We start from the raw sequence: 14651 nt of genomic DNA on the forward strand, positions 1-14651 counted from the left end.
GCCTTAGCCGTTGGCCGGTACCGCGTGGGCGGTGTTGGCCAGCACAGGTCCTGTGTACTTCTCGATCTGCAACTGGGCCATGTGGCCGCAGTTGCCCTGTGCCAGACTGGACGAGCCTTCGTCGAAGGTGAGGCAGTTGACGTTGCCGTTCTTGCAGATGCTGCCCGCTTCGCCCGGCTTGGCCGGGTCGTACCAGGCCCCTTCGCAGATCCGCACCACCCCTTGGCGCACATCTTCGGAGAGCAGGGCGCCCACCAGGATCTGGCCGCGCTCGTTGAAGGCACGCACCAGATCCCCCTGGGCGATACCACGAGCCTTGGCATCCAGCGGATGGATCATGATCGCCTCGCGGTCGGCGATGGCGAACTTGTCCCGCAGCGGAGTGTTGTCGAGCTGGGAGTGCAGCCGCTGGGTCGGGTGGGAGGTGTTGAGCGACAGCGGATAGCGCGCCGCCACCTCGCTCTTCACCCACTCTTTGGGCTCATACCACTTGGGATGGCCGGCGCAGTCGGCATAACCCATCCCGGCTACCGTGTTGGAGAAGATCTCGATCTTGCCGGATGGGGTACCGAGCGGGTTGAGCAGCGGGTTCTCGCGAAAATCGGCGTGACGGATCCACTGGCGGTTGGCCTCCGGGATCGGGAAGCGGATGTAGTTGTTGGACTCCCAGAACATGTTGAACGGCGGCAGCGCTACCCGGGCACCACGGGCCTGCGCCGCCATGCCGTCGTACATCTGCTTGAGCCACAGCATCTCGTCCTTCCCTTCGGTGTACTGCTCCTGCACACCCAGCTTGGCGGCGATGGCGCTGAAGATGTCGAAGTCGTTGCGGGCTTCAAACTGGGGCGGCACGCACTGATGCATCGGGAAGACATAGCGCTGGGAGTAGTCGCCACCCATCTCCAGATCGTTGCGCTCGTAGCTGGTGGTGACCGGCAGCACGATATCGGCGTGCTTGGCAGTCGCCGTCCAGTAGGGCTCGTGAACGATCACTGTCTGCGGCTTGCGCCACGCTTGCAGCAGGTTGTTGGTGTCCTGATGGTGGTGGAAGGGGTTGCCGCCCGCCACGTAGACCAGCTTGATGTCCGGATAGGTCACCTTGCGGCCGTTGAAGTCGATGGTCTTGCCCGGGTTGGCGAGACAGTCGGCAATGCGGGCCACCGGGATCGGTGCCGGGCTGTTCTTCGGTGCGTTGCCGGCGGAGATACCCGCCAGAATGCCGCCCTTGGCGGTGGGGCTGCCACCGGAGGAGTAGTGGTAGCTGAAGCCGTAGCCGCCGCCCGGCAGGCCGATCTGGCCCAGCATGGAAGCCAGGGTCACCAGCATCCAGTTCGGCTGTTCGCCATGCTGCTGACGCTGCATGCCCCAACCGGCCATGATCATGGTGCGCTTGGCGGCCATGTCGAGAGCCAGCTGGCGGATCACCTTGGCATCGACGCCGCAGACGCTGCTCGCCCATTCGGCGCTCTTCGGTTGGCCGTCATCCTTGCCGAGCAGATAGTCCAGAAACTTGTCGAAGCCGACGGTGTAGCGATCTAGGAAAGCCTGATCGTGCTTCTTCTCGCTGTAGAGGGTGTGAGCCACACCCAGCATCATGGCCACGTCGGTGTAGGCGTTCGGCGCAATCCACTCGGCACCGACCAGCTTGGCGGTCTCGTTGTAGATGGGGTCGATGCTGATGACGCGGGTGCCCTTCTCTTTCAGCGCCATGAAGCCGGCCTGACCTTCGTGATCCGGCATGTTCCAGCTGTTCTTCAGAGTTACTTGAGCGTTGACCCCCCACAGCACCACCAGTTCGGCGTTTTCCACCACATTCGGCCAGGCGGTCTGCTGCTCGTACACCTCGATGGAGCCCATCACGTGGGACATGATCACCTGGGCCGCGCCCGTGGAGTAGTCACCGGCATAACCGGTGAAACCGCCGGAGAGGTTCATCAGGCGGTGCAGCAGGGTGCGGCTGTTGTGGAACATGCCGACACTCTTCCAGCCGTAGGAACCGGCGTGGATCGCCTGCGGGCCGAAGTCACTCTGCACGCGCTGGATTTCACCGGCCACCAGTTCGATCGCCTTGTCCCAGCTCACTCGCACCCACTCGTCGGCACCGCGCAGCTCCGGCTTGGCGCCCGGGCCATGCTCCAGCCAGCTCTTGCGTACCATGGGGTATTTGATGCGGTTCTTGGCGTGCACCTGGAACGGCGCCATGTCGATGAGATCGTTCGGCGCCGGATCATCGGCCACCGGCTGGACGCGCACCATGCGGCCATCTTCGACGATCGCCTCGAAAGCACCCCAGTGGGCGCCGGTCAGAATGCCCTTCTGGGCGGGAACCAGGGTCGGGAACTGGCTCAATGCGGTGCTGATGGCTTGCGCCAGCGCACTCTTGGGAAAAATACCGCCGAGCAGGGGCAGGGCTGCGCAGGCGCCGAGCCCCTTGAGCAGGTTGCGGCGGGACAGATTGGTCTTCTTGTCATTGAAAAAAGTCATAACGGTTTTCCTCTGTGCCAGCCTTAGTGGGCCGCGCTCATGTCACTGGCGTGTTTCTGGACATACTGGGTCAACATGCGAGCCTGTTCCGGGGTCAGGGAGGTGCGAGATTCCATCCCCTTGATGACGCCGATCCACTGGTTGGCATTGAAGTGATCCAGCGCGGTGAGGCCGTGGCAGCCGGTACAGTTGTTGGACATCAGGGTGGAGGCGTATTGCCACAGCTTGCCCTGATCGCCGATAAGCTGGCTCTGGTCGACCCAGGCGGTCAGCTTGACCTGATGCCAGGTGAGGTTGGTGGCGCTGTCGGTTTCGCTCTGGCCGGTGACCAGCGCTTTCTTGGCGGCATCGCCGACCAGTACGCTGAGGATCCGTTTGCCCGGTGCGGCGTAGAATACTTCGCTCACACCATCCTGTTGCCAGCCTTCGATCTGCACCTTGGCGCGGCCGTTTTCGTTGGCCAGCACTTCCACCTTGGTCGAAGGCATCAGGGTACCTTCGTCGGTCTTGGCGGCGGCATCGAGGAACAGCGGGGTGGTGGCGATGGCGTAACGGGTGGTGACGTTGGCCGGGGTCTGGGCCGCAGCCTGCGCCAGCTCGCTGGCACCGGCGGCAGCCAGGCCGCTCATGTCAGGCATGATGTGGGCGACACCGCGGTGGCAGTCGATACAGGTCTGGCCTTCCTTGATGGCGACCGGGTGCTCGGCACGGGCATTGGGGCGCTGGGCCAGAATGTCCATCGCCTCGTAGCTGTGGCAGCTGCGGCAGGTGGCGGAGTCGTTGGCTTTCAGCTCGTCCCAGACGGACTGGGCCATCCGCAGCTTGTGGGCTTCATACTTTTCCGGGGTATCCAGCGTGCCGATCGCCTCGTGATAGATATCCTTCACGGCGCGGATCTTGGTCCACAGGTAGGAGGTGGGGTCGCCCGGGATGTGGCAGTCGGCGCACTCGGCGCGGATCCCCTTGGTGTTCTGGAAGTGGACACTGCCCTGATACTCGGCGAGCGGAGTCTGCATGGAGTGGCAGGAGACGCAGAATTCGGTGGAGCTGGTCTTGTGCAGCACGGTCACGGTGACACCCAGTGCCGCGACACCCAGCAGGGCCCCGAGCAGCAGGAGCCAGAACCAGGTTTTTCTTATCAGTTTTCCAATCATGGCGGCGTTTTCCTACGGTCAATAATTACCTACATAGTACTAGTCCAATAGTAGTAGTAATGACAGGGATAAGGCGTTGACCTCCATCATGGTTTATATTTTTGATTATTGTCACATTTTGTCTTTTGTTTTGTTATTGATTTAATTGTCGAATTAAGTTCAGTTGTTTTCTGTTTTATCTATTTGTGCACTTTCCGCGACAGCTGTTAGCCCCCTCGCAAAACCCCACAAGATTCGCTGATATAGTGAGCAGTGAGCCTCAACGGAGTGTCGCTGATGAGCCCTTTCTCGCTGCTGTGTGTCGCCGCCAACGTGCAACTGCTGGCCGAATTCGAACAGGAGTTGGCTCCGCTGCTCGGCCATTTCGCGCTGGTGGTGGTGGTCGGTCAGGGGTCGGCGGAGCTGGCCTTGGACGAGTTGGATCGCAAGGGGCAGCCACCCGCCGTGGTGGTGTGTGACAGCGAGCTGGGGGATGGGCGAGGGGCCGATTTTCTGATCCGCCTCGGCAGCCGTCACGAGGCGTGCCGCAAGATCCTGCTGGGCAGCCAGCCGGAGATGAAATCGATCATCGAGGCGGTGAACCTCGGTCGTCTCGACTACTACCTGCAACGCCCCTGGCGCGATGGCAGCCTGCGCCGGGCGGTGATTGAGCAGGCGAGCCACTTTGTATTGCAGCGTCCCGAGGCGGACCTGCTGAGCTATGCCGCCGTGCTCGACAACCAGAAGCTGCTGCGAGCCCACGTCGATCGCCAGTTGGCAGCCTATCGGCAGGGCTTTATGGATTACACCCACTGCAGCGATGAAGAGCTGTCGCGGGTGGTGATCGACGGCCTCTACCAGTTTTTCGAGGGCAATGACGAGGAGCGGGTCTGCCGTCACTACAGTCCGGGCCATGTGCTGACCCGCGAGGGGGAGCCCAACAGCTTCCTCTGGTTTATCGCCAAGGGGGAGGTGGTGCTGCGCAAGCGGGACGAGCAGGGGATCGATCAGGAGGTGGTGCACTACCGTACCGGTTCGCTGGTGGGGGGCATGTCCTTTGTGACTGGCGAACCCGCCTTCACCACCGGCGTGACCCTGACCGGTGCCGAGGTGATCAAGCTCGACAAGCTGCAATTCTCCCGGGTGATGCAGGCGCGCAGCGAACTGCTCCCCTCCTTTACCAACCTGCTGCTGCGCCACTTCAACCGCCGTCTGCAAAACAGCATCCGCACCGAGATGCGGCTGCAACAGACCCTCAACTCACTCGATGCCGCTCACGCCCAGCTGGTGGAGAGCGAAAAAATGGCGATGCTGGGTCAACTGGTGGCCGGTGTCGCCCACGAGCTGAACAACCCGGTGGCGGCCATTATCCGTGGCAGCGAGACCCTGCGGGCCGCCATCCCCGATCTGGTCAATCTCGAGCTGCCAGCAACCATCAAGGGGCTGGGCAACCAGACCCTCTGTCAGGCGCTCTCCTCCCAGCCGGTCTCGACCAGCGAGATCCGTGACAAGACCCGGCTGGCGGAGGGGCGCTTTGGCGATCGTCAGCAGGCGCGGCTGGCGGTGCAGATGAATCTGGATGACGAGCTGAACTGGCAGCGCTGGTTTGCCAGCCGCACTGCCGACGAGCGAGAGGCGTTGCTCTCCCGGCTGGAGCTGTTCCAGCAGACCGGCAGCTTCCTGCGCAATATCGAAGTGTGTGCCCGTCGCATCGGCGATCTGGTCAAGAGCCTCAAGCAGTATGCCCGGCAGGATCGGGCCGAGCCCTCGCTGGTGGACCTGCACGAGGGGCTGGAAGATACCCTGATGATTTTCGAAAACCGCCTCAAGCATCATGAGCTCTGCAAGGAGTACCAGCCGCTGCCGCTGGTGCGCTGTCACCCCATCGCCCTGCAACAGGTGTGGACCAACCTCATCGCCAACAGTCTGGATGCCATGAGCGGCCCGGGGCGACTCACCATTCGCACCGGATTGCTGGATCCCGAGTGGGTCATGGTAGAGATCGAGGATAGCGGTTGCGGCATCGAGCCCGAGCTGTGGCAGCGGATCTTCGATCTCAACTTCACCACCAAGCGGGAGGGCCATTTCGGCCTCGGTATCGGTCTGAGCGTTTCGCTGCAGATAGTTCAGCAGCACCACGGCCGGATTGAGGTGGCCTCCGAACCGGGCCGTTACACCCGGATGCGGGTCTGTCTGCCGCTGGACGGCATGGGGCAGGCCGGTTACGGGGGCGAACCTCATCATAACAAGGAGCATGCGGCCTGAGCCGTCGCCAGCATCAATCGCGCGGCGTGCCAAACCATGTCGCCAAGGAGGAGCAATGAACAAACACTATCTGATCCTGTGTGTGGACGATGAGCGGGAGGTGCTGGATGCGGTGATCCACGATCTCGCCCCGTTCCGTTCCCACTTCGAACTGGAAGCCGCCGAGAGCGTCGATGAGGCGCGAGCGGTGGTGGAGGAGTGGGAGCGCGACGGCAACAAGCTGGCGCTGATCCTCTGTGACCACATCATGCCGGGAACCCTGGGGGTCGATTTTCTGGTGGAGCTGAACCGGCGAGCCTCCACCCGTGCCAGCCGCAAATTGCTGCTGACCGGACAAGCGGGGCTGGAGGCCACTGTCGAAGCGGTCAATCGCGGCGGGTTGCACTACTACCTCGCCAAGCCGTGGAAGCTGGAGACCCTGCAAGAGGCGGTGCGCGAACAGCTGACCGACTATCTGCTGGCGGAAGATGGCGAAAATGCCTTCCACTATGCGCCGCTGCTCAATCAGGCGCGGCTGTTTGCCGCCATCCACGATCACCCGTTCGACGAATAGGGGCAGTTGGGCTTTCGCGGTGGCAGTTGTATACTGTCTGCATATACAGTATTGCAGGTAGCCACCGATGCGACTCTTTATCGCCGAGAAGCCCACGCTGGGCCGCGCCATTGCCGATGCCCTGCCCAAGCCCCACAAGAAGGGCGACGGTTTTATCGAAACAGCCCAAGGGGATGTGGTCACCTGGTGTATCGGCCATCTGCTGGAGCAGGCCGAGCCCGATGCCTATGACGCCGCCTTCAAGCAGTGGCGGATGGAGCATCTCCCCATCATCCCCGCCCAGTGGCAGCTGGTGGCCAAGCCCAAGACCAAAACCCAGCTCACCGTCATCAAGCGGCTGATCAAGCAGGCGGACTGCGTGGTCAACGCCGGTGACCCGGATAGGGAAGGCCAACTGCTGGTGGACGAGGTGATCGACTTTCTCGGCTACCCGAAAACCAAGCCGGTGCAGCGTTGTCTCATCAGCGATCTCAACCCGCCCGCGGTGCGCCGCGCCCTCGAGAAGCTGCGGGACAACAAGGAGTTCGTGCCGCTGGCGGTCTCCGCGCTGGCTCGCAGTCGGGCTGACTGGCTCTATGGCATCAACATGACCCGCGCCTACACCCTGCTCGGACGCAAGGCGGGTTGCAGTGAGCTGCTCTCGGTTGGCCGGGTGCAGACCCCGCTGCTGGGGCTGGTGGTGCGGCGGGATCTCGAGATCGAGGCCTTCGTGCCCAAACCCTTCTACGAGGTGCTGGCCCATCTGCTGACCGAGGGCAACGAGCGCTTCACCGCCAAGTGGCTGCCATCGGAAGCCTGTCTGCCGTGGCAGGACGAGGAGGGGCGGGTGCTCAACCGGGCGCTGGCCGACAAGGTGGTGAGCCGGATCAACGGCCAGCCTGCGCAAGTCGAATCGGTGGAGGAGCAGGCCCGCAAGCAGGCGGCGCCGCTGCCTTACAACCTCTCCAGCCTGCAGATCGATGCCGCCAAGCGCTTCGGCATGGATGCCAAGCGGGTGCTCGATATCTGCCAGAGCCTCTACGAGCGCCACAAGCTCATCACCTATCCGCGCTCCGATAGCCGCTATCTGCCGACCGACCATTTCAAGCGGGCCGAGCAGGTGCGCGGCGCCATCGCCGCTACTGCGCCCGCGCTGGCCAAGGCGGTGAGCGAGGCAGACGGCAAGATCCGCAGCAAGGCGTGGAACGACAGCAAGGTGGATGCCCACCACGCCATTATCCCCACCGAGAAGCAGGGCAACCCCGCCACGCTGGGGGCCGACGAGGCGAAGCTCTATGGCCTGATTGCCCGCCAGTACCTGCTGCAGTTCTATCCCCCGTTCGAATACAACGACAGCAAGGTGCTGCTGCGCATCGCTGGTGGTCTGTTTCAGGCCAAGGCACGGCGCATTCTCAAAGCGGGCTGGAAGGCGCTGCTCGGAGTGGAGGAGGATGACGACGAAGAGAAGGCGGGCACGCTGCCTGCGCTGAAAGAGGGAGAGCAACTGCTGTGCGAGCGGGGCGAACTGCAGGAGAAGATGACCCAGCCGCCCAAGTCGTTCACCGATGCCACCCTGCTGGCGGCTATGACCGGCATCGCTCGTTATGTGCAGGATCCCGAGATCCGCAAGACCCTGCGCGACACCGATGGCCTCGGCACAGAAGCGACCCGGGCGGGTATCATCGACCTGCTGTTCAAGCGCCGCTTTCTGGTGCGTCAGGGCAAGAGCATCAAGGCGACCCCGACCGGGCGGGCGCTGGTGCAGGCGCTGCCTGCTACTGCCACCACGCCGGATATGACGGCGCTGTGGGAGCAGAGCCTCGGCCAGATCGCCGAGCGTCACGGCAGCTACCAGCAGTTTATGGGGCCGCTCACCGAGCAGCTCAACGGCCTGATTGAAGGGGCGCGGCAGGACTCCGGCGCCAGCTTCAGCGCCCTGCCCAAGGAGGCGCCGGGTGCCGGCAAGCGGCGTTTTACCAGGCGCAAGAGTCCGGCGGCCAGCACGACTGGCGGGCCCCGACCGCGCAAGACGGCCAGCAAGCACCAGACCAGGGCTGCATAACGAAAAAAGGCGCCCATCCCGGGCGCCAAAGGCATTGTTGTCAGGCTGCCTGAGTGGACAAGCTGGCACGGATCCTGTGCTGGTAGTGCAGAACCACACCGAGAAACACCAGATCCTTGAACAGGAAGAACTCGGTGACTGGCACGCCATCAACCACTTTCCAGACACCTGTCAGGGTCAGCAGGAAGCTCAGCGTCGCCAGGAAGGTGACGATAGCCCCCATGCTGCACCAGTAACCGATGCGAGGTTGCCACAGACCCACGACCAGCCCGATGGCGATCACTATCTCGACCACCCCGATCAGGTTCGATACGCTCTGTTCCGACAGGGGGCCATAGAGCCAGCTCATCAAGGGGTGGCTGGCTACCAGTGGTTTGATGGCGGCTGCCTCTGTCGGGGTAAACTTGAAGACGCCGATCCAGAGCAGGGTCAATACCACGCCCGCCAGGGCGACCAGAAAGCCTTTGTCATGTTGCTGCATGGGGGGGCTCCTTGTTTAAGGGGTCAGAGTGACGGGCGGGAAGTCGATCTCGGTCGCCGCCAGGTGGTTGCCATAGTTGGTCAGGGTATTGACCACCACCTGGCCGAGCACCTCCAGCAGCAGCTCGTCATCTACGCCTGCGGCACGGGCGCTAGCAAGCTGCTCGTCACTGATCACCCCGCGCTGACTGACCAGCGCTGTTGCCAGTTGCAGCAGGGCGTGATCAAGGGGAGCCGAGGCCTGGCCGAGTCGGGCAGCCCGGATCTCCTGGGCCGAGAATCCGGCCTTGCCCGCCAGTAGTGTGTGGGCAGACAAACAGTATTGGCAGGCGTTGGCTTGACCTATGGCCAGTGCCAGCAACTCCCGTTGTGGGGCTGTGAGGCGCCCCTTGCCAAGCGCCTCGGCAAAGGCCAGGAAGCCATTGAGCAGGGCTGGCGAGTGGGCCAGAGTGGCGTAGAGGTTGGGCACCATGCCCAGATTGCGTTGCAGGGTAGCCAGGGTCTGGGCGGCTGCGGGTTGCGGTTGGGATACGGGTTGGATACGGCTCATGATCTTCTCCTGTGGTAGTGAAGGTACGGGAGACAGTGTGCCGTCATTCGTGATACGGTTTATCACTCATCGTCTGCAAATAAATACTATTCGTCTCAAATATGGATCCGCTCTCCGCCCTGTTGGTTCATGCCTCCCCCGAAGCCAAGATCTTCTTCGCCGGCAACCTGTGCCAGAACTCCTCCAGTGATGATTATCCGAGTGGCGGACATCTTCATCTGCTGCGCAGTGGCGCCGTCATGTTGCGTGAAGAGGGGGGCGCCAGCTTGCTACTCGAGGAGCCGACCCTGATCCTGTTCCCCCGGGGACGTCCTCACAAGCTTGAACCCAGAACGCTGGGGGGTTGTGATTTGGTGTGCGCCAATGTCGCATTCGGCAAGGGGGGATCATCGCCGTTGCAACTGGCATTGCCGGGCTCGCTGGTGCTGCCGCTACGTGAGTTGCCTGCCCTGACGCCGGTGCTGAACCAGTTGTTTGACGAGGCGTTTCACCCCCGCTACGGGCAGGATCCGCTGATCTCCCGCTTGCTGGAGGTACTGTTGATCCTGCTGCTGCGTCATCTGGTCGAGCAAGGGGGGTGTCAGCAGGGGATGCTGGCAGGTATTTCCGATCCCCAGTTGGCCAAGGCGATCTCGGTGATGCATCAGCGTGGGGATGAACCCTGGACGGTGGCCACGCTGGCGCGGGAGGCCGGCATGTCGCGGGCCCGCTTTGCCGCGAGGTTTCAGGAGCGGGTCGGTCAAGCGCCGCTTGGTTATCTGACCCACTGGCGCATGGCGCGCGCCTGCCAGCAACTGCTGGCGGGGGAGCCCATGGTGCAGGTGGCGCTGGGTGCGGGATACAGCAGCAGTGTTGCCTTTGGTCGGGCATTCGAGCGGGAGCTGGGGGTGAGCCCGGGGCGCTGGCTCAAGACGCAACAACAAGCCGAATAAAAAATGGGGCAGCCAGTGGCTGCCCCGAGTTCATAACCGGTCAGCCGGTATAGACGTTCTCTTCCGGATAACGGATGCGGGTCTCGACCGGGCGGGCCAGCATAAAGGCCAGGGTCAGGGGGCCGAGACGGCCGCAGATCATCACCAGCACCAGGATCAGCTTGCCCGGCTCGCTCAGGGAGGCGGTGATGCCGGTGGAGAGGCCGACGGTGGCAAATGCCGAGATGGTCTCGAACATGATTTTGTCGAACGGCAGATCCTCGGTCACCATCAGCAGGAACATCGCCAGCATCAGCACCATGGTGCTGACGATGATGATGGCCAGCGATCGGGTCACGATCTGGGGCGACAGGGTGCGGCCAAAAGCGGTGACATGGGGCCGTTTGGTCAGAAACGCCTTGGTTGCCAGCAGCACGACTGCGAAGGTGGTGACTTTGATGCCGCCACCGGTGGAGGTGGCACCGGCACCGATAAACATCAGCATCATCAGAAACAGCAGCGCCGCCGGGGTCATCTGCCCGATATCTATGGTATTGAAACCGGCGGTACGGGCACTGGCAGACTGGAAGAAGGCAGCCAGCAGCTGGCCACCGACACCGGCCTTGCCGAGGGTGCCGGGGTTGTTGTGTTCCAGCAGCCAGAACATCAGGGTACCGGCCAGCAGCAGCGCCGGGGTCATCAGCAGCATCAGCTTGCTGTGCAGCTTCAGCTTGCGCCAGCGGCGGTTGCGCACCAGATCGACGATGACGGTAAAGCCGATCCCCCCCAGGATCAGCAGACCGGCGATGGTCAGGCTGATGATGGGGTCGTCCCTATAGTCCATGAGGTTGTTGGCAAACAGCGAAAACCCGGCGTTGTTGAAGGCCGATACTGCGTGGAAGAAGCTGACATAGAGGCCGTGCACCCACCCCATCTCGGGCACCCAGCGGATCGCCATGATGCCGGTGCCGATTAGCTGGGCAATAAAGGCGAACAGCACGATGCGTTTGACCAGCTGAATGATGTTGACCGAGCCCTCCTGTCCCAGCGCCTCCTTGGCCAGTACCTGTTGGCGCAGACCGACCCGCTTGCTGAAGATGGCGATCAGCAGCAGGGTCATGGTCATCTGGCCCAGACCGCCGATCTCCATCAGCATCAACAGGAAAATCTGCCCCTGCAGGGTGAAGGCGGTGCCGGTATCCACCACGCCAAGACCTGTCACGCTGATGGCCGAGGTGGCGGTAAACAGGGCGTTGACGAAGGTAACCTCGCCATTGTGGCTGGAGGGTTGCACCAGAAAGATGGTGCCAATCAGCAGAATGATCAGAAAGCTGCCGAGGATCAGCCGGGCTTCGCTCCAGCGAGAGTCCTGCTCCCGATGGAGGGCGAAGGCGTAGCTGCTGCGCCAGTTGATCATAGGGTTTCGAGCCAGTGGTCGATGGCGTGCTTGTTGCCCGCCAGGATCAGGATGTCGCCCAGTTGCAGCTCCATCTTGCCGGTCAGCACGTTGTGCAGCACGTCACCACGCTTGATGGCGAGCAGCTGGAAATCGCTCTGTTGCAGCAGATGGAAGTCGCCTAGTTCCCGGCCATTCTGTTGCAGGCCAATCACGAACTCGGTCAGCACCATGTCGTGGCCCAGCTCCAGATAGTCGAACAGCCGGTTGTCCAGCATGCTCTGGGCGACCCGGCGGCCCATGTCCCACTCCGGGTTGATCACCTTGTCGGCGCCCACTTTCTGCAGGATCTTGGCGTGGAACTTGTCGCGCGCCTTGACCCACACCTTCTTCACGCCCGCCTCTTTCAAGACGAGGGTGGTGAGGATGCTGGTCTCCAGGTTGTCACCGATGGCAACGAAGACGATATCGAAATTGGCCAGTCCCAGCTCGGCCACGGTGGCCTCATCGGTGGCGTCGGCCACGATAACGTGATTGCAGAGGGCGGCGATTTGCCGGGTCTTGCTCTCGTCGATATCGATGGCCAGTACTTCGGCATCTTGCCGTTGCAGCTCTTCGCACAGCGCGCTGCCAAACAGGCCCAGGCCGATGACGGCAAACTGGTTGTTCATGAGTTATTCCTCAGCAGTTGAAGTCGCCTACTCTAAACCACTGCTATTCCCCCGAAAAGGGCTCGGGTTTTTCGTCATGGGGCAACTTGAGGTAGACTGCGCCCTTGCACCAAGCCGGGATAGACCGATGAAACTGAATGCCAACGCCTCCTTGTTGAAGCTCAACACCCTTGCCCTCGATGCGTATTGCCTCTGGCTGGCCGAGGTGGAGCAGGTTGCCGATCTGGCGACCCTGCGTGCTGATCCACAACTCAACCAGTTGCCTCGCCTCAATCTGGGCGGCGGCAGCAATATGCTCTTCACCACCGATTTTCTCGGTCTGGTGGTGCTCAACCGGCTCAAGGGGATTACCGCTGAAGATGGTGGCGATCACTGGTTGCTCCATGTGGCGGCCGGTGAAGATTGGCATCAGCTGGTGCGCCATACCTTGCAACAGGGCTGGTTCGGGCTAGAGAATCTGGCGCTCATTCCCGGTACGGTCGGTGCCGCGCCGGTGCAGAACATCGGTGCCTATGGCGTTGAGCTGGCCGACTTCTGCGCCTATGTCGAGGCGTTCAACTGGCAGAGTGGCGAGATTGAACGGATCGCGGCGGCAGAGTGCCGCTTCGGTTATCGCGACAGCATCTTCAAACACGAGTATCAGGATTCCCACCTGATCACCGCCGTCGGGCTCAAACTGCCCAAGGCGTGGCAACCGGTGCAGGGCTATGGCCCACTGGCTGCGCTCGGTGACGCGCCTTCGGCGCAGGCCATCTTCGATACCGTCTGTGCCACCCGCATGGCCAAGCTGCCGGATCCTGCGGTGCTCGGCAATGCGGGCAGCTTCTTCAAGAATCCGGTGGTGCCTGCCGCGCTGGCGGAGAATCTCAAGGCGCGCTATCCGCAGATGCCCTGCTATCCGGCTGGAGAAGGGCAGGCCAAGCTGGCGGCGGGCTGGCTCATCGATCAGTGCGGTTTGAAAGGTTTCGCCATTGGCCGTGCCGCTGTTCATCAGGAGCAGGCGCTGGTGCTGGTCAATCTGGGGGGCGCCAGTGCCATGGAGCTGATCGCGCTGGCGGCTCATGTCCGCGACAGCGTGGAGCAGACGTTTGGCGTGGTGCTGGAGCACGAGGTGCGCTTTATGGGTGCGCATGGTGAAACCTGGCTCGACGAGGTGCTCTCATGACGTTGACTCCCATCAGACAGACCCTGATCACCCTGCTTAGCGACGGCCAGTTTCACTCCGGCGAACAGCTGGGTGAGCAGCTCGGCATCAGCCGGGCGGCGGTGAGCAAACACATGGCGGCGCTCAAGGAGCTGGGGTTGGATCTCTTTAGCCTGACCGGCAAGGGCTACCGGTTGGCGGTGCCGATGGCGCTCTATGATCAGGCTACCTTGCAGGCACTGGCCCCGATGGCACCGGTGCACTGTTTTCCGGTCATTGGCTCGACCAATCAACACCTGCTGGATCGGGTCAATGAGCTGCGCTCTGGCGAGAGCTGTCTGGCCGAGTGTCAGACAGCCGGGCGCGGTCGTCGTGGCAAACCCTGGATTTCGCCGTTTGGTTGCCAGCTGATCCTCAGCATGTACTGGCGACTCGAACAAGGCATGGCGGCGGCCATGGGGCTGAGTCTGGCGGTCGGCGTGGCAGTGGTTGAAGCGCTGGAGAGCCTTGGTTATCAAGGTGTTGAGCTCAAGTGGCCGAACGACCTCTACTATCAGGGCCGCAAGCTGGCGGGCATTCTGGTAGAGATGAGCGGTAGCGCCGGGGCCAGCTGTCATCTGGTGATCGGCATCGGTCTCAATCTGGCGATGCCTGCCCGCGAAGGTGAGAAGATCGATCAGGCCTGGGCCGAGCTGCGCCACATCAATCCCGAGCTGGTCGATCGCAATCAGTTGGCAGCCCGGATGATCGTCCATCTGCAGCGGGCGCTGCACACCTTTGAGCAGCAGGGGCTGGCAAGCTTTGTCGATGAGTGGAACCGGCTCGATCACTTTGCCGGTCGCCCGGTGCGCCTGCTGATGGGGGATCAGGAGATCCGCGGCATCGCTCGTGGCATCGACGATCGCGGCGCCCTGCGACTGGATACGGAGGAGGGCACCAAGTTCTATCTGGGTGGTGAACTCTCCCTGCGCCGGGGCGACTGAGGGTCAGCAAGGCCGCTCATGATACCAAACAAGAAGAGGG

At 62.3% G+C, this 14651-nt stretch carries 12 protein-coding genes; 6 read left to right on the forward strand and 6 right to left on the reverse strand.

All coding sequences use genetic code 11. From position 1 onward, the window contains the following. Positions 1 to 3: 3 nt before the first annotated feature. Together torA and G5315_RS08235 are read right to left on the reverse strand one after the other, a co-directional pair. Positions 4 to 2484, reverse strand: a complete 2481-nt coding sequence (torA, locus tag G5315_RS08230) for a trimethylamine-N-oxide reductase TorA (RefSeq protein WP_236767348.1) — start codon at positions 2482 to 2484, stop codon at positions 4 to 6. Positions 2485 to 2507: 23 nt separating this feature from the next. After that, complete coding sequence (locus G5315_RS08235) at positions 2508 to 3638, reverse strand: NapC/NirT family cytochrome c (RefSeq protein WP_005339847.1); 1131 nt, start codon at positions 3636 to 3638, stop codon at positions 2508 to 2510. Positions 3639 to 3914: 276 nt separating this feature from the next. Here G5315_RS08235 and G5315_RS08240 point away from each other — a divergent pair, with 276 nt between their 5' ends. The 3 genes from G5315_RS08240 to G5315_RS08250 all read left to right on the forward strand — a co-directional run bounded on the left by G5315_RS08240 (position 3915) and on the right by G5315_RS08250 (position 8476). Continuing rightward, positions 3915 to 5882: an ATP-binding protein gene (locus G5315_RS08240; RefSeq protein ID WP_421332874.1), complete on the forward strand. Its 1968-nt coding sequence runs from the start codon at positions 3915 to 3917 to the stop codon at positions 5880 to 5882. A 55-nt stretch (positions 5883 to 5937) separates the two neighbouring features. Beyond that, complete coding sequence (locus tag G5315_RS08245) at positions 5938 to 6435, forward strand: response regulator (protein WP_005341867.1); 498 nt, start codon at positions 5938 to 5940, stop codon at positions 6433 to 6435. A 67-nt stretch (positions 6436 to 6502) separates the two neighbouring features. After that, entirely contained in the window at positions 6503 to 8476 is a 1974-nt protein-coding gene (locus G5315_RS08250; protein ID WP_421332875.1) for a DNA topoisomerase III, read from the forward strand. A 40-nt stretch (positions 8477 to 8516) separates the two neighbouring features. Here the strand turns inward: G5315_RS08250 and G5315_RS08255 are convergent, their stop codons facing one another. Both G5315_RS08255 and G5315_RS08260 read right to left on the reverse strand, forming a co-directional pair. Continuing rightward, a complete protein-coding gene (locus tag G5315_RS08255; RefSeq protein ID WP_005341854.1) occupies positions 8517 to 8957 on the reverse strand; it encodes a DUF417 family protein in 441 nt (146 codons plus the stop codon). A gap of 15 nt (positions 8958 to 8972) precedes the next feature. Further along, positions 8973 to 9506 carry a carboxymuconolactone decarboxylase family protein gene (locus tag G5315_RS08260; RefSeq protein ID WP_139412137.1) on the reverse strand — a complete coding sequence of 178 codons (534 nt, stop codon included), beginning with the start codon at positions 9504 to 9506 and terminating at the stop codon, positions 8973 to 8975. A 101-nt stretch (positions 9507 to 9607) separates the two neighbouring features. On the opposite strand from G5315_RS08260, the gene G5315_RS08265 reads away from it, so the two are divergent. Further along, the gene (locus G5315_RS08265) at positions 9608 to 10438 is read left to right on the forward strand and encodes a cupin domain-containing protein (RefSeq protein WP_421332876.1); all 831 of its coding nucleotides are present in this window, start codon (positions 9608 to 9610) and stop codon (positions 10436 to 10438) included. A gap of 40 nt (positions 10439 to 10478) precedes the next feature. Here the strand turns inward: G5315_RS08265 and G5315_RS08270 are convergent, their stop codons facing one another. Together G5315_RS08270 and G5315_RS08275 are read right to left on the reverse strand one after the other, a co-directional pair. Continuing rightward, on the reverse strand, positions 10479 to 11834 hold the full coding sequence (locus G5315_RS08270) for a TrkH family potassium uptake protein (RefSeq protein WP_421332877.1): 1356 nt from the start codon (positions 11832 to 11834) through the stop codon (positions 10479 to 10481). Next, positions 11831 to 12484 (reverse strand): potassium channel family protein, encoded by a 654-nt coding sequence (locus G5315_RS08275; protein WP_005339863.1) that lies wholly within the window; start codon positions 12482 to 12484, stop codon positions 11831 to 11833. Before G5315_RS08275 ends, G5315_RS08270 begins: the two co-directional genes overlap by 4 nt. Positions 12485 to 12611: 127 nt before the next feature. Here G5315_RS08275 and murB point away from each other — a divergent pair, with 127 nt between their 5' ends. Together murB and birA are read left to right on the forward strand one after the other, a co-directional pair. Next, on the forward strand, positions 12612 to 13649 hold the full coding sequence (gene murB / locus G5315_RS08280; RefSeq protein ID WP_158110830.1) for a UDP-N-acetylmuramate dehydrogenase: 1038 nt from the start codon (positions 12612 to 12614) through the stop codon (positions 13647 to 13649). Continuing rightward, complete coding sequence (birA, locus tag G5315_RS08285) at positions 13646 to 14611, forward strand: bifunctional biotin--[acetyl-CoA-carboxylase] ligase/biotin operon repressor BirA (protein ID WP_127007063.1); 966 nt, start codon at positions 13646 to 13648, stop codon at positions 14609 to 14611. Before murB ends, birA begins: the two co-directional genes overlap by 4 nt. Positions 14612 to 14651 lie beyond the last annotated feature (40 nt).

Origin of the sequence: Aeromonas sp. 603607 (assembly GCF_049171595.1) — a bacterium.
Classification (GTDB): domain Bacteria; phylum Pseudomonadota; class Gammaproteobacteria; order Enterobacterales; family Aeromonadaceae; genus Aeromonas; species Aeromonas veronii.